Annotated in this window: 14 protein-coding genes and 1 pseudogene; 4 read left to right on the top strand and 11 right to left on the bottom strand. The window is 69.6% G+C overall.

Going from position 1 to position 19,127, the window contains the following annotated elements; translation table 11 throughout:
• Positions 1 to 14 precede the first annotated feature (14 nt).
• The 3 genes and pseudogenes from AC069I_RS29015 to AC069I_RS29005 form a co-directional block, all read right to left on the bottom strand.
• A complete protein-coding gene (locus AC069I_RS29015) occupies positions 15 to 746 on the bottom strand; it encodes an ABC transporter permease (protein WP_478235113.1) in 732 nt (243 codons plus the stop codon).
• Complete coding sequence (locus AC069I_RS29010; RefSeq protein WP_478230524.1) at positions 743 to 1,645, bottom strand: ABC transporter ATP-binding protein; 903 nt, start codon at positions 1,643 to 1,645, stop codon at positions 743 to 745. The genes AC069I_RS29015 and AC069I_RS29010 overlap by 4 nt, the downstream gene beginning before the upstream one ends.
• A gap of 143 nt (positions 1,646 to 1,788) precedes the next feature.
• Positions 1,789 to 3,125 (bottom strand): annotated as a pseudogene (locus AC069I_RS29005) (alpha/beta hydrolase).
• 291 nt (positions 3,126 to 3,416) lie between these two features.
• Here AC069I_RS29005 and AC069I_RS29000 point away from each other — a divergent pair.
• Entirely contained in the window at positions 3,417 to 4,589 is a 1,173-nt protein-coding gene (locus AC069I_RS29000; protein WP_478230523.1) for a macrolide family glycosyltransferase, read from the top strand.
• 71 nt (positions 4,590 to 4,660) lie between these two features.
• Here AC069I_RS29000 and AC069I_RS28995 read toward each other — a convergent pair whose 3' ends face one another.
• From AC069I_RS28995 to AC069I_RS28975, 5 genes are all read right to left on the bottom strand, one after another.
• The gene (locus AC069I_RS28995; protein ID WP_478235117.1) at positions 4,661 to 6,388 is read right to left on the bottom strand and encodes an aminotransferase class V-fold PLP-dependent enzyme; all 1,728 of its coding nucleotides are present in this window, start codon (positions 6,386 to 6,388) and stop codon (positions 4,661 to 4,663) included.
• Positions 6,385 to 7,152, bottom strand: coding sequence for an amino acid ABC transporter ATP-binding protein (locus AC069I_RS28990; protein WP_478230521.1), 768 nt, complete (start codon positions 7,150 to 7,152; stop codon positions 6,385 to 6,387). Before AC069I_RS28990 ends, AC069I_RS28995 begins: the two co-directional genes overlap by 4 nt.
• Positions 7,145 to 8,044, bottom strand: coding sequence for an amino acid ABC transporter permease (locus AC069I_RS28985; protein ID WP_340685035.1), 900 nt, complete (start codon positions 8,042 to 8,044; stop codon positions 7,145 to 7,147). Before AC069I_RS28985 ends, AC069I_RS28990 begins: the two co-directional genes overlap by 8 nt.
• Positions 8,031 to 8,999, bottom strand: coding sequence for an ABC transporter substrate-binding protein (locus AC069I_RS28980; RefSeq protein WP_478230520.1), 969 nt, complete (start codon positions 8,997 to 8,999; stop codon positions 8,031 to 8,033). The genes AC069I_RS28985 and AC069I_RS28980 overlap by 14 nt, the downstream gene beginning before the upstream one ends.
• A gap of 310 nt (positions 9,000 to 9,309) precedes the next feature.
• Entirely contained in the window at positions 9,310 to 10,527 is a 1,218-nt protein-coding gene (locus tag AC069I_RS28975) for a family 8 glycosyl hydrolase (RefSeq protein ID WP_478266834.1), read from the bottom strand.
• A 142-nt stretch (positions 10,528 to 10,669) separates the two neighbouring features.
• On the opposite strand from AC069I_RS28975, the gene AC069I_RS28970 reads away from it, so the two are divergent.
• Entirely contained in the window at positions 10,670 to 11,071 is a 402-nt protein-coding gene (locus AC069I_RS28970) for a PPOX class F420-dependent oxidoreductase (RefSeq protein ID WP_478266833.1), read from the top strand.
• Between the two features lie 76 nt (positions 11,072 to 11,147).
• Here the strand turns inward: AC069I_RS28970 and AC069I_RS28965 are convergent, their stop codons facing one another.
• The 3 genes from AC069I_RS28965 to AC069I_RS28955 form a co-directional block, all read right to left on the bottom strand.
• Positions 11,148 to 12,356, bottom strand: a complete 1,209-nt coding sequence (locus AC069I_RS28965) for a GTPase (protein WP_478266832.1) — start codon at positions 12,354 to 12,356, stop codon at positions 11,148 to 11,150.
• On the bottom strand, positions 12,353 to 14,119 hold the full coding sequence (locus tag AC069I_RS28960; RefSeq protein ID WP_478235119.1) for a dynamin family protein: 1,767 nt from the start codon (positions 14,117 to 14,119) through the stop codon (positions 12,353 to 12,355). Before AC069I_RS28960 ends, AC069I_RS28965 begins: the two co-directional genes overlap by 4 nt.
• A gap of 121 nt (positions 14,120 to 14,240) precedes the next feature.
• A complete protein-coding gene (locus tag AC069I_RS28955; RefSeq protein ID WP_478230515.1) occupies positions 14,241 to 15,326 on the bottom strand; it encodes an IniB N-terminal domain-containing protein in 1,086 nt (361 codons plus the stop codon).
• Positions 15,327 to 15,621: 295 nt separating this feature from the next.
• Between AC069I_RS28955 and AC069I_RS28950 the strand changes: the two genes are divergently transcribed.
• Entirely contained in the window at positions 15,622 to 16,767 is a 1,146-nt protein-coding gene (locus AC069I_RS28950; protein WP_478266831.1) for a molecular chaperone DnaK, read from the top strand.
• Complete coding sequence (locus tag AC069I_RS28945; RefSeq protein WP_478230513.1) at positions 16,764 to 19,115, top strand: helix-turn-helix transcriptional regulator; 2,352 nt, start codon at positions 16,764 to 16,766, stop codon at positions 19,113 to 19,115. The genes AC069I_RS28950 and AC069I_RS28945 overlap by 4 nt, the downstream gene beginning before the upstream one ends.
• Positions 19,116 to 19,127 lie beyond the last annotated feature (12 nt).

Genomic DNA, 19,127 nt, shown 5'->3' with positions numbered 1-19,127 from the left:
AAACTAACACGGGTTCACAGTCTCGCCGTGTCGAGCCGGAACCTCGCCATCACCACGAGCGCGGGGATCACGAGCCACGCCGCGAGCACCCCCACGGCGGTCAGCGTGCCCGAACCGCCGAGCACCGGCGCGCGGCCGATCTCGCCGAGCCAGTACGTCGGCATGAGGTGCCCGGCCGTGTTCATCCAGCCGGGCAGGACCTGCAGCGGGATCCACAATCCGCCGAACATGCCCAGCGGCAGCATCAGCGCGCCGGTCACCGCCTGGACGGTGTCGCCCTTGCCGAACAGGCCGATCATCAGCCCCAGCACCGCGAAGGGCAGCGTCCCGAGCCAGAGTGTGCCGAAGATCGTCAGCCACTGGCCGGTTTCGAGCCGGATACCGCGGATCATCCCGGCCGCGAAGATCACCAGCAGGACGGGCAACGCGACGGACAATCCCGCCGACACCTTGACCATCAGATAGCCCGGCGCCCGCATCGGTGTCAGTCGCAGGGTGCGCTGCCAGCCGTCGGTGCGCTCGGTGGCGACGCGGGTGCCGGTGAACAGCGCGGCGGTCATGGCGCCGTACGCGGCCATGTTCACCATGGTCACCGTCGCGGTCGAGATCCCAGGAGCGATCTCGCGGGCGCCGAAGATCCCGCCGAACAACAGGAACATCGCCAAGGGCATGCCGATGGTGAACAACGCGAACTGCGGGCTGCGGACGATGCGCTTGATCTCCAGCGCGAGGTAGTTCAGGTTCATCTCACAGCTCCTTCAGCCGCATCGGCGGTCAGCGCGATGAAGGCTTCTTCCAGTCCCACAGCGGTGATTTCGATGTCCGAGGCGAGCGGGAACCCGCGCAGCAGGCCGCGGATGGCGGCGTCGGAATCGGCACAGCTCAGCTCCGCGTGCCCGGCACGCAGCACCGCGCGCGATACCCCGGGCAAGGCGGCGAGCGTGGCTTCGGTGGCGTCCGGGACGACGGCACGCAGCACGCGTCCGGCGACCGCGGCCCGGACCTCACCGACCGGACCGTCCGCGACGACCCGGCCGTGCCGCATCAGCACGACACGGTCCGCGTAGTCCTCGGCTTCGGCGAGGTAGTGCGTCGCGAAGAGGACCGTGCGGCCCGTCTCGGTGTACTCGCGCATCGACGCCCAGAACCGGCGCCGTCCGTCGACGTCCATGGCCGCGGTCGGCTCGTCGAGCACCAGCAGGTCCGGATCGCCGACCAGCGCGAGCGCGAACCGCACCCGCTGCTGCTCGCCACCGGACAGCCTCCCGCAGCGGCGATTCGCGTATTCGGTGACGCCGGCGCGCTTGAGCACCTCACCGACCGGCAGCGCGTTCCGGTGCAGCGAGGCGAACAGGCCGACGAGTTCGGCGACGGTCGCGTCCCGCAGCAGCGTCCCGTTCTGCGCCATCGCGCCGACCATCCCCCGGTCCATCGCCTCGGCCGCGCCGAGCCCGGCGACCCGCACCTGACCGGCGTCCGGCCTGCTGAGGCCCAGCAGCATGTCGATGGTGGTCGACTTGCCCGCGCCGTTCGGCCCGAGCAGCGCCACCACCTCCCCCGGTGCGGCCCGCACACTGACGTCGTCGACGGCCAGGACGTCGCCGAAGCGCTTGACCAGCCCCTGGAGGCTGAACGCGTCCGTCATGACTTTCCCCCTTCGAGCACTCTGAACTACAAAGCTCACTTTCACTTTGTAGCACAAAGTCCCCTGCCACGGAAACCCCGGAAGTCCGTGAAGGCCTCCTTCCCTACCCTGAAAGTAGGGAAGGAGGCCTTCACGGACTTGGGCTAGGCGGGCACGGGGAGCGGCAGCGGCGCGCATTCGACGTCTGCCGTCCGCCCGGGTTTGCGCTCGGGCAGCGCCCCGGTCGCCAGGTAGTCGGCGATCCGGTTGTCGACGCACGCGTTGCCGCGCGGGGTGATGGCGTGGCTCGTCCCGCCCGGCTCACCGATCAGGCGAGCACCGGGGAACCGGCTACGCACCTCGAGGCTGCCTTCGTACGACGTCGCCGCGTCGAGGGTCTCGCCGATCATCAGCACACTCGGCACCTTCGAGCCGTCGACCTTGACCGGCTTGCCCGGCTTCGCTGGCCAGAACAGGCAAGGCCCGTTGAACCAAGCGTTCTGCCACGTGAAGTACGGCGCCTGCTGATAGGTCCGCCAGTTGTCGCGCTTCCACTGCTGCCAGCTCGGCGGCCACTTCACGTCCGTGCACTGGACGGCGAGATAGACGGCGTAGCTGTTGTCGTCGCCGCGTCCGCCGAAGCCCTCGAACAGGCCCTTCATCGTCTGCCAGTCGCCCTTGTTGACGAACTTCGCCAGCGCGTCGCCGAGCAGCGTCCACCGCAGCTGGTAGTAGGAAGCCTGCTGGAAGACGTCGAGGAACTCGTCCGGCCCGATGTAGCCGCCTGCCGGAACCGCCGCCGGCTTCTTCAGCTGCTCGTCGAAGACCTGCTTCACCGCGGCCTGGGTCTTGCCGAGGTGGTAGACGCCGTCGTGCGAAGCGACCCAGCCGAACCAGATGTCGAGGTTGACGTCGTACGCCACGTCCTGGTTCAGATTGGCCTGGTACCAGACGTTGCGAGGATCCACAGTGGAATCGAGGAGCATCCGGCGGACGTGCTGCGGGAACAGCGTCCCGTAGACCTGGCCGAGGTAGGTGCCGTAGAAGTTCAGCCGCTCCGCGCCGAGCGCCTTGCGGATACTTTCCATACGCACGACAGCGCGGGTTTGCTGGAGCCGACACCGCGCGGGTCGAAACCGACCCAGTCGTAGGCGTCGCCGGCGTGGTTCGGCACGCGCGTCCCACGGGTCGCGAGCAGCAGCCCGGAACCGCCGGGCCCGCCGGGATTGGTGAGCATGACGCCCTGGTACCGCGCGTCGGGTGTCTTGCGCTTGACGCGGCTGAGCGCGAGCTGGATCTTCTCGCCGCGCGGCCGTGAATAGTCCAGCGGAACGGGCAGGTAGCCGCATTCGGCACCGGCGTTGATCAGGGTCTGGTCGGTACAAGCACCCCGGGTGATCGGCTCGGCGGGCCGCGCCTCTTCCGCCGCGACGGCGGGCGCGGTCACCGCGACCGACGTCAGCGTGGCGACGGCCAGCGCGGTGATGAGCACACGTCTCAAGGTTTCTCTCTTTCCCGCCAAAGGTGAAAGCCCCGGAACCCTATCCACGTCCATGACCTGCGGAAGCCTTCCGGCGAAGGTCTCTACCAACGGCGGGTCCCGATCGCGGCGAACCGGGCAGCCCGTTAATCGGTTGAGCCCCTCTCGCGGCGCGCGTTAGGATCTCGATCATGATCTGTCACATCCGTATGCGCACCGCCTGAGACGGCGTGACCGCAGGGCCGCCCGCGATCGGGAGGCCCCTTTTCTGCGCGCCGTCTGCCATCCCTCCACGGATTGAGACAGGACATCATGCAGAACAAGCACATCGCCATGATCGGCAGCACCGCGCCGAGCCATATCTATCCGTCGCTGGCGATCATCCGTGAGCTGGTCGCTCGCGGGCACCGGGTCAGCTACGCAGTGGGCGAACCGCTCACCGGGTTGATCGAGCCGACCGGGGCCGAGGTCGTTTCGCACCCCTCGATTCTCCCGCTCGGTGATCAGGCGGCGTGGCCGGAGGATCCGGCGTCGCAGATGCGGGTCTTCCTCGACGAGGGCATCCAGGCGATGCCGGTGCTCACCGGCTTCTACGACGAGAACCGCCCGGACCTGCTGCTCTACGACATCGGCGGCCTCCCGGCTCCGCTTCTGGCCAGGCGCTACGACGTTCCGGCGGTGCAGCTTTCGCCGACGTATGTCGCCTGGGAAGGCTACGAAGAGGACATGGGCGAGATGCTGACCGCGATCCGGACCTCACCGTCCGGAAAGGACTATTTCGCCACGTTCACCGGGTGGCTGAACGAGAACGGCATCGAGGCCGACGCCTGGGACTGGATCTCCCATCCGCCCCAGGTGCTCGCGCTGCTGCCGAAGGCGATGCAGCCGAACGTCGAGCGCGTGCCGTCGTCGGTCCGGTTCGTCGGCCCGGCGCTGGACCCGGAACGCCTCGCCGACCGGAGCTGGACCCCGCCGCCGAACGGCAGGAAGGTCCTGCTGATGTCGCTCGGCACGGCGTTCACCGACCAGCTCGACCTGTTCCGCGCCTGCGTGGACGGGTTCCGCGACTCGGACTGGCACGTGGTCATCTCCATCGGCCAGACCGATCCGGCCGCACTCGGGCCGCTGCCCGAGCACATCGAGGTCCATCAGTTCGTGCCGCAGCTCGCCGTGCTGGAGGCCGCGTCGGCGTTCATCACGCACGCCGGCATGGGCGGCAGCACGGAATCGCTGTGGTACGGCGTGCCGACCGTCGCGATCCCGCTCGCCACCGACGGTTTCGGTAATGCCGCGAAGCTGGCGGAACTGGGTGTCGGCGAGCAGCTTCCGGCCGACGAGGTGACGGCCTCGACGCTGCGGGCCGCCGTCGAGCGGGTCTCCGGGTCGCCCGAGGTGGCCGCGCGGCTCGCCGAGGTCCAGGCCGAGACGCGCGGGAACGGCGGCATCGACAAGGCCGCCGACGCCGTGGAGTCCTTCCTGAGCTAGCCCACCCGAACGCCATGAAAGGTCCTTTCCTTGCAAAATTTGCGAGGAAAGGACCTTTCATGGCACGCGCGTCAGGTCCCCCTGATCTCGTTCAGGTAGTTGTAGATCGTGTACCGCGTGACGTCGAGTTCCCCGGCGAGGTGGTCCACGGAGTCCTTGATGAGGAAGAACCCCGCCTCGTCCAGTTCCCGGACCACGGCCGCCTTGTGCCGCTTCTTCATCAGGTCCACCGGGATCCCTGCCTTCGCCACGGCGCGCCCGACCAGGAACCGCTGCAGGCTGTCGACGTCCGGCGGGAACGTCTCGGGTTCGTGTCCGTCGGCCTTCGGCGCGCCGTCGGACAGCCGGTTGACACACAGGCAGCCGATCGCGACCCCGTCGGCGTCTCGCAGGAACAGCGTCGAGGAGCGGATCGCCCGGCCGTCGGGGCCGTGCGTCTCGTAATTCGTCAGGTCCTGCGTGGTGCCGCGACGGACAAGGCCCAGCAGCAGATCCGTCATCGGCCCGCCGACCGTCCGGCCGGTGAGGTCACCCGCGATGGCGACGATCGAGTCCGGCAGCCTGCTCAGGTCGTGCAGCAGGACTTCGTTGCCCGGCCCCAGCATCGCCGCGAGCGCGTGCACCGCCGGGACGAGCGCGGTGAGCAGATCTCCCGAAGCCGCCGAAGCGACAACCGGCGCTTCGAACACCGTGACCGGCTTCTTCAGCCGCTCCAGCGCCGTCCGCACCTGTTCCGCCGCGCTCGCCGGAGTCGACGCGTGCGGCGACAGCCGGACGTGTTCCGGCCGCACGGTCGCGGCGATCCCGGCGTTCGCCAGCGCGGAACCCACCTGTTCGGCCGCGTGCCCCGGAAGCGTGAAGGCGAGGATCCCCGCCCGCCGGTCGACGGCCGAAACCACTTCCCCGCCAGCGGATTTCACGGCCTCTTCGAGTTCGGCGACCCGTTCGGCGATCCGTCCGGCGATGGCTCCGACGCCCGCTTCCTCGACCAGTTCCAGCGCGGCCGCGAACGCGCCCGAGGTGATCGGGCTCAGGTTCGAGATGGACCACGAGGCCGCGGTGTCGTCGGCCGGATGGATCTCGTCGTCGAACAGTCCCGGATCGCGGGCGCCGGTCCAGCCGGACAGGATCGGTTCCATCCGCTCCAGCGCGCGGTCGGACAGCACGGCGAAACCGGTGCCCCACCCCGCCCGCAGCCACTTCTGCCCGCCGACGACGAGCACGTCCGCGACCTCCCACGGCGCCTCGGTCACCCCGAAACCCTGGATGCCGTCGACCACGAGCAGCCTGTCGCCGACCACCTCCCGGATCGCCGCGAGGTCGGCGCGATACCCGGTGCGGAAGTCGACCGCGCTCACGCTGACCAGCGACGTGTCCGGCGTCAGCGCCGCCTTGACCGCGTCCGCGGTGACGTTTCCCAGCGGCAGCCGCCGCACGGTCAGCCGTCCCGCCTGTTCGGCCCGCGCCCACGGGTAGGTGTTGGCCGGGAACTCCGCCGCCGACACCAGCGCCTCGCCGCCGGGCGCGTTGAACGCCGCCTGGAACAACCCGAGACTGGTGTGCGGCAGCAGCACCGTGTGGTCGGTGTCGCTGCCGGAAAGCCGCGCGGCGGCGGCCTTGGCCCTGGTCTCCTGCCGCATCAGGTCGTCCACAGTGGACGGACCGGCCTTGGTCGAGGCGTCGAGCAGGCTCGCCGTCGTGTCGAGCACGGCGTGCGACGGCGGGCCGAACCGCGCGAAGTCGAGGTACCCGGCCGGCTCGTCGAACTGCAGCAGGTACCGTGGGGAGATCCGCGTCATGCGAGGACCCGTGCCAGGAACTGCTTGGTCCGCTCGTGCTTCGGCGAACTCAGGATCTCCCCCGGCGGACCGGTCTCGACGACCATGCCGTCGGCCATGAACACCACCTCGTCCGCGGCTTCGGCCGCGAACCCCATCTCGTGCGTCACCACGACCATCGTCATCCCCTCCGCGGCCAACGTACCCATCACCGCCAGCACCTCGCCCACGAGTTCCGGGTCGAGCGCCGACGTCGGCTCGTCGAACAGCATCAGCTTCGGTTTCATCGCCAGCGACCGGGCGATCGCGACCCGCTGCTGCTGCCCGCCCGACAGCTGCGCCGGGTAGGCGTCGGCGCGGTGCGCGAGGCCGACCCTGTCGAGCAGTTCGAGCGCTTGGACGCGCGCTTCCTCGGGGTTCAGACCGAGCACGCGCACCGGCCCTTCGACGACGTTCTGCAGCGCCGTCCGGTGGCCGAACAGGTTGAACCGCTGGAACACCATGCCGATGTCGCGCCGCTGCCGGGCGACCTCGCGTTCCTTCAGTTCGTACAGCTTTCCGTTGCGCAGCCGGAAACCGATCGGCTCGCCGTCGACCCAGACCTGCCCGGCGTCGATCGTCTCCAGATGGTTGACACAGCGCAGGAAGGTGCTCTTCCCCGCGCCCGACGGGCCGAGCAGGCAGACCACCTGTCCTTTGTGGACCTCGAGGTCGATCCCGCCCAGCACCTCGGTGTGGCCGTAGCTCTTGCGGACGCCGACGGCTTTGAGCAGCGGCTCAGACACGTTCACTCCTCACCAGCGGAGCGGTGCGCAACGCCTTGGCGGCACGGGAGAACGCGCTCCTCGACCGGTCTTCTGAGTCGAAGGCGCGCTCCAGATAGTGCTGCCCGACCCCGGCGACGGTCACCACGACCATGTACCAGACGGCGGCGGCCAGCAGCGTCTCCATCACCAGCAGGTTGTTGGACGAGATGTTGTTGGCGGCGTGGATCAGCTCGGTCACGCCGATCACCGACGCCATCGACGTCCCCTTGAGCATGTTGATGAAGTCGTTGCCGGTCGGCGGGATGATCACCCGCATCGCCTGCGGCAGCACCACGCGGCGCAGCGTCGCGCCCGGCGACATCCCGATCGACTTCGCCGCCTCGGTCTGTCCACTGTCGACACTGTTCAGCCCCGCGCGGACGATCTCCGCCATGTACGCGCTTTCGTTGAGCGCCAAGCCCAGCAGCGCGGCGGTGAACGCCGTGATCAGCACGTTGGTCTGCTCGTGCAGGAGGTAGCCGCCGAACGGCAACGGGATCGAGATGAACTCGAACACCAGCGCCAGGTTGTACCAGATCAGGATCTGCAGCAGCACCGGAAGCCCGCGGAACAGCCAGATGTAGCCTGCCGCGAACCAGCGCGCCACCGGGTTCGCCGAACGGCGCATCAGGGCGATCACGATCCCGATGACGATCGCCGATCCCTGCGCGATCACCGCCAGCAACACGGTGTTGAGCAGGCCGACCGCCATCACCCGGTACCACAGGAATTCCGGGACGGAATCCCACTGGATCTGCGCGTTCGCGAGCGCGATCCCAAGCAGCACCAGCAGCGCGAGGATGACGACGGCGCTGACCCAGCGGCCCCAGTGCCTCAGCCGGACGATCGGCAGCGGCTCAGCTTCCGCCATTGAGCTTCGCCTCCTTGACCGCTCCCTGCTCGACGCCCCAGGCCTGCAGGATCTTGCCGTATCCGCCGTCGGCGATCAGAGACTGCAACGCCTTCTGGATCGACTCCGCGAGCGGCTTGTTCTCCTTGTTGACGCCGATCCCGTACGGCCCGCCGTTGATCGGCTCGCCGGGGACGACCTCGAAGAACTTGCCCTCACCCGCGGTCCGCGAGATGTAGACCGCGCTGGGCAGGTCGTTGAGGATGGCGGCGACCCGGCCGGTGCGGAGCTGGTTCTGGTTCTGCGTGTCGGAATCGGTCGCGGTCACGGTCAGCGCGGGCTTGCCCGCCTGCGTGCACTTGCCGTTCTGCTCTTCGGCGAACTTCTGGTGGCTCGTCCCCTGCACGACCGCGACGTTCTTGCCGCACAACGTGTCCGGGCCGGAGATCTGGTCGGGGTTGCCCTTGCGGACCATGATCGTGATGCCCGAGGAGAAGTAGTCGACGAAGTCGATCTGCGCCTGCCGGGTCTTGGTGTCGTTCATCGCGGCCATCGTGAGGTCGACGCGGCCGGACTGGAGGCTGGTGATCAGCGAGCCGAACGCCATGTCCTGGTGGTGCACGGTGACGCCCAGCTTCTTGCCGATGGCCTTGGCGAGGTCGACCTCGTAGCCGATCGGCGTCTTGCCGTCCGCGGCGTAGAAGTTGTTGGGCGCGGATTGCAGGTTCGAGGCCAGGTGCAGCATTCCGGCCTGCGCGTACTTCGCGGGCAGGGTGCCGGCGACGGCGGCGTCCTTCTGGACGGACTCGATCAGCGCGGTCGTGTCCGGGATCGCGGCGGGTGCGCCCGGGGCAGCGGGTTCCTGTCCGCCGGCTCCGTCGGGCCCGCCTCCGCAGGCCGCGGTGACGAGCGCGGCAACGCCGGTGAGCACGGCCAGGCGCCAGGTTCGGGTCAAAGTGAGCGGCGTCGACGGCATGACGGACCTCCACGGGGGCTTCAGGTGGTCGCCGACGCTACAACTGGCTGTTGAAGAGGTCAACTCACAGTTGAAATCTTGTCCGCTGGATGTCCGTTTCGCGCGCGAAGGGCCCCTTCACGCGGCTTCCGTGACCCGGGGTCGACTGAGCCGAGGGAAGGGGCCTTCACGCGCAGCCGCTGCGACCGCTGCTGCAGGTGGGGCGCACGTGGCCGTCACCAAGGTAGTGAAGGCCTCCTTCCCTACTCTCAAAGTAGGGAAGGAGGCCTTCACGGACTCGGCCGGAATCCACGTGGGTAACTGAGTCAGGTCAGACCGCGACGTAGTTCCCCGACAGGATGATCAGGACCTGCACGGTGATGCCGGTGCCGTAGTAGTCCTTGGCGTTCGGCGACCAGGTGGTGATCGACGTCCACAGCTTGTCGAGCCAGGCCTGGCTGCCCGGATCGTTCATCGCCGCGATGGCGAACGACGCGGTGAAGCAGGGGTGCTGCCCCGTCTCGCCCGGCAGCTTGGAGCCGGACAGCGTGTAGCCGGTGGTGATCTTGGCCGGATTGCCGCCGGTGTTCTGCTGGATCCAGGTGTTCATCTTCCGCACCTGCCCCTGCGCCGGGCTGCCCGAGACGGTGATCCCGTCGACACCGAGCCGCCACGGGTCACGGCAGGCGTTGTAGCCGTAGTGCGGGTCGTGGTCCTCGAGGAAGCCGTCCGGAGCGGGCTTCGGCGTGGCGTTGGTGTTGACGACGAAGTCCGGGATCAGACCGGTCTTCGGCGCGTACTGCTGCTGCAGCTGCGTGACCGCCTTCTCCTGCCGGGTCCGGACCTGGCCCCAGAAGGAGTCGCCGGTCGCCTTCTCGAACGCGCGGAGGTGACCCGGCATCCAGTCCGAGGAACGCGAGCTGTTGATGTACTTGCCGCTGTCGGCCCAGTCCGCCAGCCGCATGAACTTGGTGTCGGGGTTGACCTCGCTGCGCTTGATCGCCTTGATGATCCGCAGCGCCTCGGCCTTGTAGTCGACCGAACCCCCGCTGCCCCAGACCTTGTCGGCGAGGAGCAGGCCGTACGCGATCTCGAGGTCGCCGTCGGTCGCCGCGTCACTGCCGTTGACGCTCTTGCAGCTCTCGTCCTGCTCGGCGGCGTGCAGATCCTTGTCGATCACGGACGGGTGCGCCTTCACGAACTTCAGGATGCCGTCGAAGACCGTGCGCGCCTGCGGATCCTTGCCCGCCATCATCGCCGCGATGGTCATGCCGTAGCCCTGGCCCTCGGCCACGAAGGCGTGGTCGGCGTCCGGCGCCTTGACCGCGTACGTGCCCGCCCCGCACTTGGTGGTCAGGAAGTTCTTCTTCCAGTAGTCGTAGTACTTGGCGAGCGCCGCGTCCTGTGCCGACTGGGCCACGGACGGACGCAGAACGCCCGGCAGGTAAGGGGTCCCCTGAGCGGTCACCGCGGTGGCGGGGGCGGTCGTGGCGACCAGCCCGGCGGTCAGCGCGGCCGCGGCCAGCACTGTCCGAACGGTCTTTCTCATCGGCTCCTCCGGAAACGTCGTTGATGGCGGCGGCGCGTTTCGAGAGTGACAGCAGGGTCGGGCAAAAACAAGAGAGTTAAGAAAGTTTCCTTACTATTACCTCAAAGGACGTCTGCGTGACGCGTGCCTTAGCGTTGACGGCATGACGATCGACCTGAGCGCGCGCGGCGAGTCCTTCCTGGACTTCTGGACCGAACGACACCTCGCCACCCTGACCACGGTCCGCCCCGACGGGACCCCGCACGTCGTGGCGGTGGGGGTCACGGTGGACTTCGAGGCCGGGATCGCCAGGGTGATCACGTTCCGCTCGTCCAAGAAGGCCCGCCTGATCAAAGAAGCGGGCGAACAGGGCATTCCGGTCGCCGCCTGCCAGATCGACGGGCCCCGGTGGTCCACTTTGGAGGGACGCGCCGTGCTACGCGAAGACCCGGAATCGGTGCGCGACGCCGAAAACCGCTACGCCGCGCGCTACCGGCAGCCCAAGCCGAACCCGGAACGCGTGGTCGTCGAGATCACCGTGACCCAGGTCCTCGGCAACGCCTAGGCGGTGTCCTGCGAGTCTGTTCGCCTGGTCAGAGTCACCATAGAGAGGTCTATGGCGACTCGGGGACCGGCAGGCGTCAAGCCACGAACAGGCTCAGCAGCCCTTCGACCGAGCGCACGATCACCCGGGCGGCCGCGCGTTCGGCATGCGCGGCGTCGGCCCGTTCCGCCTCATGCCGCCACCGGACGAGCGCGCTCTCCGCACCCGCGTGGATCTCGGCCGGATCCGCGTCCGGTTCGAGACCGAGCCGCTCGGTGGGCGCGATTCCCTGCGCGCCGAGCAAGCGGACGGCCTCCTCGGCGACCTCTCCGGTCAACGCCGTGCGGCCACCGCGGATACCGGCGATGAGCCGGAGTTCCCGGAAGTCGTGCGCCGCCGCGGCGAAACGCTCGACACGCGCGGCGAGCCGGTCGCCGTGCGGAAGTGGCTCCGCGGCGAGAAGACCTTCCAGCCGCACTACCGCCGTGCGCGCCTTCAACGCCTCGGCCCGCGCGACGAAGCAGCCCGCGAGCGTGTCCCTCAGGTCGCCGAGACCGCTGCGGTGCACGAGTTCCGCCGAGAGTTTCAGCCTGCTCTCGCAACCGGTGCGGATCAGGGTGAGCGCCAGCCGTACCCCGTAGAGCCCGAACCGCGACACCAGGTGCTTCCTCGATCCCGGCGGGACCCCCACCGGGAACGGATCGTCCACAAAGGAATCAACGGACAGGAGATACCGCTCCAGTTCCGGCCGGGAGACCGACGCCAGCGCGCGCAGCACCTCGAATTCGTCGTCCCGCAGCGCCCGCCCCGCGTAACCCAGCTGCCCGGCGACCGCGATGACTCCCTGGAATCCCGCGCAGTCCGGGTTCTCGCGCCAGGCCCGCCGCGCCAGCTGTTTCGCGGTGAGCAAGGCGTCGATCCGGCCCGCGCCGACCTCGTCCGCCCTGCCGAGCACCAGTACGGAGTTCACCGCCGTCTGCCGGGCGAACGCCGAACCGCCCACCGGCCGGGTGCCCGCGAGTTCGTCGGGTTCCAGATGGCGAACCAGGCGCACCGTCGCGTCGACGTGTTCGGCGGGTGCCGGGGTGTCGGACAACTCGATTTCGCGCAGGGCCCGCGTCGGCCATTCCGCGAGCGCGGAGACCAAAGTGGACTTTCCGGTTCCCGGCGTGCCGGTGAAGCCGACACGCAGCGGTTCTTCCAAGCGCTCCAGGCATTCCCGCAGCATCGACACCGCGTGCGGGCGATCCCGGTAGTGCGCCGCCGCTTCGTTCAGGAGTTCCCGGACGTCCAAGGCGGTGTTCACGCCGAAAGCTCCCGGCGCGGCGCGGCGCCGGTGCCGAGCGCCCCCGCCTTCCGGTGCAGGGCGGCGAGGCGGTCGATCTCCTTCTTGACCCGCTGGGTGCGCCGGTCCCGTTCGGCGGATCCGGCGATGATCAGTTCCCGTTGCCGCGTCAGCTCTTCCGAGAGCTGGTCGGACACCGCGGCGAAATGGTCGCGCAGGCGCCGCTGCACCTGACGGACCTCGTCCTTGATCTCCTTGCTGAACCGGATGAACACGTCGTCGACGTGGCGCTGCGCGGCGGCCTTCGCCAGCGCCTGACGCCGCTGCAAGCGTGTCCCGCCTTCGTCGCGCACGCTCTTGGTCGCGAACGCGACACCGGCGCCGAGCGACACCGGGTTGATCAGCGGCAGCCCGGCGAGACTGGTGACGAGGCCGAACATCAGCACGCCGCCGTAGGAACCACGCAAGCCGGTGAAGAGTTTCTGCCCGATCTTGAACCGCTCGATCCTGGGTGCGCCGACCTCGGGGATCGAGTCCACTCCGGACCCGGTCAGTGGTAGTTCCGGCGCTTGGCCGTAGTGCGGCCCGAAGGTCGAGGCGACCGCTTGCGCGATCCACTCCGACCGGTCGGACACCCAGTTGTAGTTCGTTTCGACGGCCTCGGCGAGGTTCTCCTCCAGCCAGGTCTGGAAATCCGGCCAGATCTGCACGGGGTCGCCTTCGTCGAAGGTGCGGTCGATATGCCGCACGATCATCCGCGTCCGCTCGCGCAGGTCGTATTCGGCGTCGGAGATCAGATCGGTGATCTCGTCCGACAACATGTTCTGCCAGCGGACGTTCTGCCGCCGCAGCTCCTCGGTGCGCCGTTGTGCCTGGTGCAGCAGCGTGACCTGGTCGACCCCGTTGTCCTGCGAGACCGCGTTGAGCCGCGTCTGCAGTGTCTCGACCAGCTCGACCGCCGCCGCGCGCACGCTCACCGCGGCGGCGAGCGCACGGGTGCGTTCGATCGGGCGCGCGGCCTGCTCCCCCACCCAATTCAGCAGTTCCGGGAAACCGGACCGTCCGTTGAGGACGGCGTCACCGGCCTTCGCGGCGGCCTGGCGCACCGTCGCGGACACCGGGAAGACGTCGGCGACGACACCGGTCTCCGACAGCGCGGTGCGATTGCGGGCGGCGAGTTCCCGCCAGTCCGGGCTCACGTCGATCTTGGTCAGCGCCAGCACCAACGCCGGGCACCAGGTGCGGATATGCCTCGCCAGCGCGAGTTCCGCGGGCTGGAGTTCCTGTGTCGCGTCGGAGACGAGGATCACCGCGTGCGCGTCGGCGAGGACGTCGAGGGTGGCGGCAGTGCGCGGCGATCGGGGATCCCCTATCGCCGGGGTGTCCACCAGCACCAGTCCCGTGCCGAGAAGTTCGCGCGGCAGGCCGACTTCGACCCGGCGCAGGGAACCGGGCGGCCGGACTTCGAGTTCCTTGGCCAGGTCACCGACCGGCACGCTTTCCCTGGCATGCCCGACCAGCGTCGCGGCGGGATCGGCGGCGTAGCCGATCTCCGTGGGAACGGCGGGCGTACTCGCGTCCCCGACCGCGCAGACCGGCGCGTTCACCAGTGCGTTGAGCAGGTAACCCTTGCCCTGCTTGGGAAAACCGACCACCGCGATCCGGGTGCCCGGCGCTCGCTCGTCTCGTCTGCGCCGGAGGCGTTCGGCCAGGTCGGCGCGGCCGTGGGCGGCACAGGCGTCCAAGGTCTCGTTGAGCACGTCGAGCCAGGCGGGGGCTGTCACGGGGATGCAGTGTTCCCTTAACCAAGCGCGGAATCAATGTGGCATGGGCCAACAACGCCGTGCGGGCCCCGCGACCTGGTGCGGTCGCGGGGCCCTGACACAAAGCTGAAAGATGTTCGTATCAGCCGATGTGGATGTCGTTGTTCGACGCGATGTCGCCAGTGCCGATGTTGACGTCGCCGATGTTGCCGATGGTGTTGGTGACCTCGGAAACCGTGTCGTGGACCTCGGTGACGCCCGCGTGGTTCGCGACGTTGGCGACCTCGTTGGCCACGTTGCCCGCGACCTCGCCGGTCACGTCGCCGTGGTTGTTGGCGACGTCACCGTAGTTGTTCGCGATGTCGTGCACCTTGGTGGTGACGTCGGCGACGTCGACGTGACCGATGGTGCTGGTCAGGTCGCCCACCTCGGACAGGAAGTCCGGCGCACCGCCCGCGACACCGTCGGTGCGCGGCAGGTCGCTGCTCAGGTCGCCGACGGCCGGCACCGAGTCGACGGCCGGAACCTGGACGGCGTCCACGGCCGGGACCTCGGGGACCAGGCCGGTCGCGGTGTCGACGGCGCCGTTGGCGATGTCGCCGGCCTGGCCGAGGGACGCGGCGTCGAGGCCACGCGAAAGGTCACCGGTCAGGCCGAAGCTGCCGACGGTGTTCTGCGCGAGGGCGGTCACGCCGGCGGCGGCGTTCGACACGTCGGTCACGTCGGAGACGGCCGGGACGGCGGGCAGGCCCGGGACGTCGACCGGCAGGTCGCCCACGGCGGGCACGGCCGGGACGGCGGGCAGGCCCAGCTCCGGCAGACCCGGCACCGCCGGGACACCCGGGAGACCGGCCTCGGGCAGGCCCGGGAGGGCGTCGGCACCGGGGACGGCGACCGGCAGGCCGGCGGTCAGCGCGGTGAGCTGGTCGATCGCGCCCTGGACGCCGTCGGCGCACTCGCCGTCGGTGCCGTTGACGGCGTTCGTGACGCCACCGAAGCCCGCCAGGTTGTCGGCGGTGGCCGCGGTGCTCCCGGTGAGGTCGGTGGCGGTGCCGACCGGGACGAAGTCGAGCACCAGCGGGACGACCTCGTGCACGTCGGCGGCGTTGATGTCACCGAGGCCGGCGTCGGCCAGCACCTGCTGCGGGTCGTTGGCGAACGCCGCGCGGGCCGCGGTGTCGTTCAGCAGGTTCAGCGTGAAGTCGTGCAGGGTCTGGACGGAACCCATGAAAGGACTCTCCTGGAGGTCTAGGTCGATGGGGCTGGCACAGCGGCCGGAGGGCACGGCTGAGCGCAGGTCACCGAAGTTAGTGAGCCGGTGCCACTGGGCACATCGGGGATCACTCCTGGTCGTCGCTCACTCAGCCAATAGGGGATCGGTATGACATCGTTAGGGCGTTAGGGGCTTAACCGAGACGCACTCGGTTGGGTTTAATGCCAACCCTCACCCGGATGGGTCAAGCCGTTCAGGTGAGTGGCCCTATTTGGTCCTTAGGGGCTGGTCAAGCGAAGGAGGATGCTCGTTGCCCTACGTCCTCGGCATCGATATCGCCTCGACCCGCACCACCGCCGCCACCTGCGTGGACTCCGGCGACGGCTGGGGCGTGCCCGAGCCGTCGTGGCTCGGCGCGCGCGGCCCGGCGGCGGCGTCCGCGGTGTTCCTCGACGACGACGGCTACCTGCTCACCGGGGACGCCGCGGTCGAGGCGGGCCGGTCCGCGCCCGCCCGCCTGCTCACCGGGTTCCACGAACGGGTCGGCGACGACGTCCCCGTGATCGTCGGCGGTGAACGGTTCCCGCCCGAATCCCTCAGCGCGGTCCTCGTGGACGCCGCGGTGGATCAAGCGGCCGAACGCTTCGGCGAGAAACCGCGCCACATCGTGCTCACGCACCCCGTCGGCTGGGGTTCGTTCCGCCGGGACCTGCTGCGCCGGGCGCTGGCCGAGGCCGGATTCCCCCGTGCCGCGCTGGTGGCGGCGCCTGTCGCCGCCCTGCACGCGTATCTCGCCCCGCACGGCGACGTCACCGCCGGTGTCTGCGAATTCGGCCCGGACGGCGCGGTGGTCACGATCGCCGCCGCCGGGGTGAACGGCTGGCAGCCGGTCAAAACGGTGGAAGGCGTCGAGCCCGGTGAGGCCGTCGGCAAGGTCTTCGAACTCGCGCACGGCGCCGGGATCCCGCCCCAAGCGCTGGCAGGCATCGTGCTCTGCGGCGAAGCCCCGCCGGTTCCCGGCCGGACCCCGTGCCCTCTCTTCGCGTCGAGCGACCCGGTGCTGACGGTGGCGACCGGGGCGGCCAACATCGCCGCGCGACGTGACGTTCCTCAACCCGGCGGGGCCGGATCGAACGCCGTCGCGACCATCGAAACCACCCTGCTCCCCCGGGTCGACATGCCCGAAGAGCTCACCGAGCGACCCGAACGGCCGCCGGTGGACATCACCCCCTTCCCCTTGCCAGAACGCACCGGGGCGGCGAAACTGCTCAGCCGGCGCAAGCCTCTCGTCGCCGGAGCCGCGGTCGTGGTGCTGGCCGCGTCCACCCTGCTGCTCACCCTGACCACTCGAGAAGCCACCGCGGACAAGGGTCCCGAAGCCCCTCCCACCACTTCGAGCTCGTGCGCGCCGCCCACCCCCGGTGCCACGCCGTCCACCCCCGAAGGTCGCTGTTGAACGCACTGCTCGACAAGCCCGGCATCATCCATCCGGGTGCCCGGCGCCTGCTCGACGAGGTGACCACCGCCCCGGAACTCCCGGTGCGGGTCACCGTCGTCGCCCCCGGCGGGCACGGCAAGACCCATCTGCTCGGCCAGCTCGGACGTCACTACGCGGACGCGGGGGTCGAAGCGCTGCTGGTCGACGACGCCGACCAGCTCGACGACGACGAGATCGCGAAGATCAAGGCCCAGGCCGAAGAAACCACGGCACCCGTGGTGCTGGCGTTCCGGCCGGCGGCGCGGACGACGACCCTGCGCGTCCTCGCCGATTCCTTCGGCAGGTCGGTGGCGTTGGGCGCGTTCGGCGTCGACGACGTCCGGCGGCTCGTCGAGCACGCCGGAGGTGACGTGGCCATGGCGGAAGACGTCCACGCCAGGACCGGCGGTGTCCCGGGATTCGTGCTCCGCGCGGTCACCGGCAGGCTCGCGGACTTCCGCGGTGAGCTGGAGCAGCTGGACGACGACGTGCACCGCTACCTGATCGCGGCGGAGGCGGGCGCGGGCCGGAATCTCGATCTGCTGGCGGCGTTGCTGAACCGCGATCGCGAAGGGCTGCCCGAGGTCTTCGACAGTGCCAGGGCGACCGGTCTGCTCGGCGAGGACGACGTGCTGCTGCCGATCGCCGCCGAAGCCATCCGGACCTGGGGGTCGCCAGGGCGGCGGCTGACGGTGCTGCAGCGGCTGGTTGAACTCCAGCTGCGGGACGGGCTTCCGGTGCTGGAGCTCGCTCGTTCCCTGCTGGGGACCGGAAGTTCGGGCGCGAGCGCGGCGGCGGCCTTCGAGGCGGCCGCCCGTGAGGCGATGTCCGACGACACGAAACTCGCGGCGCGGTTCTACGAAGCCGCGTCCGAGGCCGGTGGGCGCGGCGCGGCGCTCACCGTCGGCTGGGCGCACGCCGCGGCGCTGGCCGGTGACCTCGACACCGCGCTCCGGCTCGGCGACGGCATGCTCGGCAGCACATCGGATACGGACGCCAGGGCCGCGGGCGCCGAAGTGGCGGCGACCGTGCTGGCGCATCGCGGCGAACTCGCGCACAGCGCGGAGCTGTACCAATGGTCCGGCCGGGCGGGCTCGAAGGCGTTAGCCGCGATCGCGTTGCTGGGCACCGGAAATCTCGAAGCCGCCCGAGGCGTGCTGGAGACTCCCGAAGTCCCGACCCTGTTCGCGGGCGCCGCTTCACGGATGGCGCGGGCGGTCACCGATTCGGTGTCCGGCTGCGGCGCGGAGACGCTGTCGGCCCTGCTGGGCGCGGCCTCGATGCTGGAATCGGCGGGCGCGCCGGCGCCGCTCCCGGACAGCCCGGCGGCCCTCGCGGCGTTGGTGGGCCTGCATTCCGGCGAACTCGCGCTGGCCGAGTCGGTGCTGAGACGCGCGGTGGACGGGCGGATCGGCGGTGATCTGCTCGCGAAACGGCACCGGCTTCTGCTCGGCTGGGTCGCGATGACCGCGGGCGACCTCAAGACGGCCGCCGAGGCGCTGATGCCGCCGGACGGTCTCGAAGCACGAGACGAACTTTTCGCCGCCACCCTGCAGTTGGGGCTGGCGCGGCGAGCGAGCGATCTTCCCGGTCTGCAACGCTCCTGGGACCGGGCGTACCAGGCTTCGATGCGGCAGCAGCCGGACCTGTATTCGTTGCTGCCACTGGGAGAACTCGCGATCGCGGCCGCTCGGGGCGGCGCGGGCGCCAAACTGGCGGGCCAGCTGGAACGGGCGCACTCCGTACTCGACGCGCTCGGCAACCCTCCACTGTGGACAGCCACCCTGCGCTGGCATGAACTTCACGCCGCCATCACCGTCGAAGATCACGCGTCGGCGGGCGAACATCTGGCCGCGCTCAACGACTTCGCGTCCTGCGGCCGCTATCCGGCCGCACTCGCCGCCGCCGCGACCGGCTGGCTCGCCGTCCTGACCGGAACCGTCGATCCCGAGGCGATCACCGCGTCCTCTTCGGAACTGCACGAACTCGGGCTCTGCTGGGACGCTTCCCGGCTGGCCGGGCAGGCGGCGATCCGGACCTCGGACCGGAAAGCGATGGTCCAGCTGCTCGAAGCGGCGCGGCAGTTCCAAGGGCGCGCTCCGGAGCCCGCCGCGCCCACCGGGCTGAGCGCGCTGAGTGAACGGGAGCTGGAGGTCGCCCGGCTGGTCGTCGACGGGCTGACGTACAAGCAGGCCGGGAGCAAACTGTTCATCTCGGGGAAGACCGTGGAGCACCACATGGCGCGGATCCGGGGGAAACTCGGCGCCGGAGACCGGCGGGAGCTGCTGGCCATGCTGCGGGAGTTGCTCCCCGCGGGCGAGGGCTGAGGCGGGTTCGGG

This window comes from Amycolatopsis sp. NPDC043885, assembly GCF_056435685.1.
The sequence above is the reverse complement of the archived record's forward strand: the minus strand, read 5'-3'. Positions and strand labels throughout refer to the sequence as shown.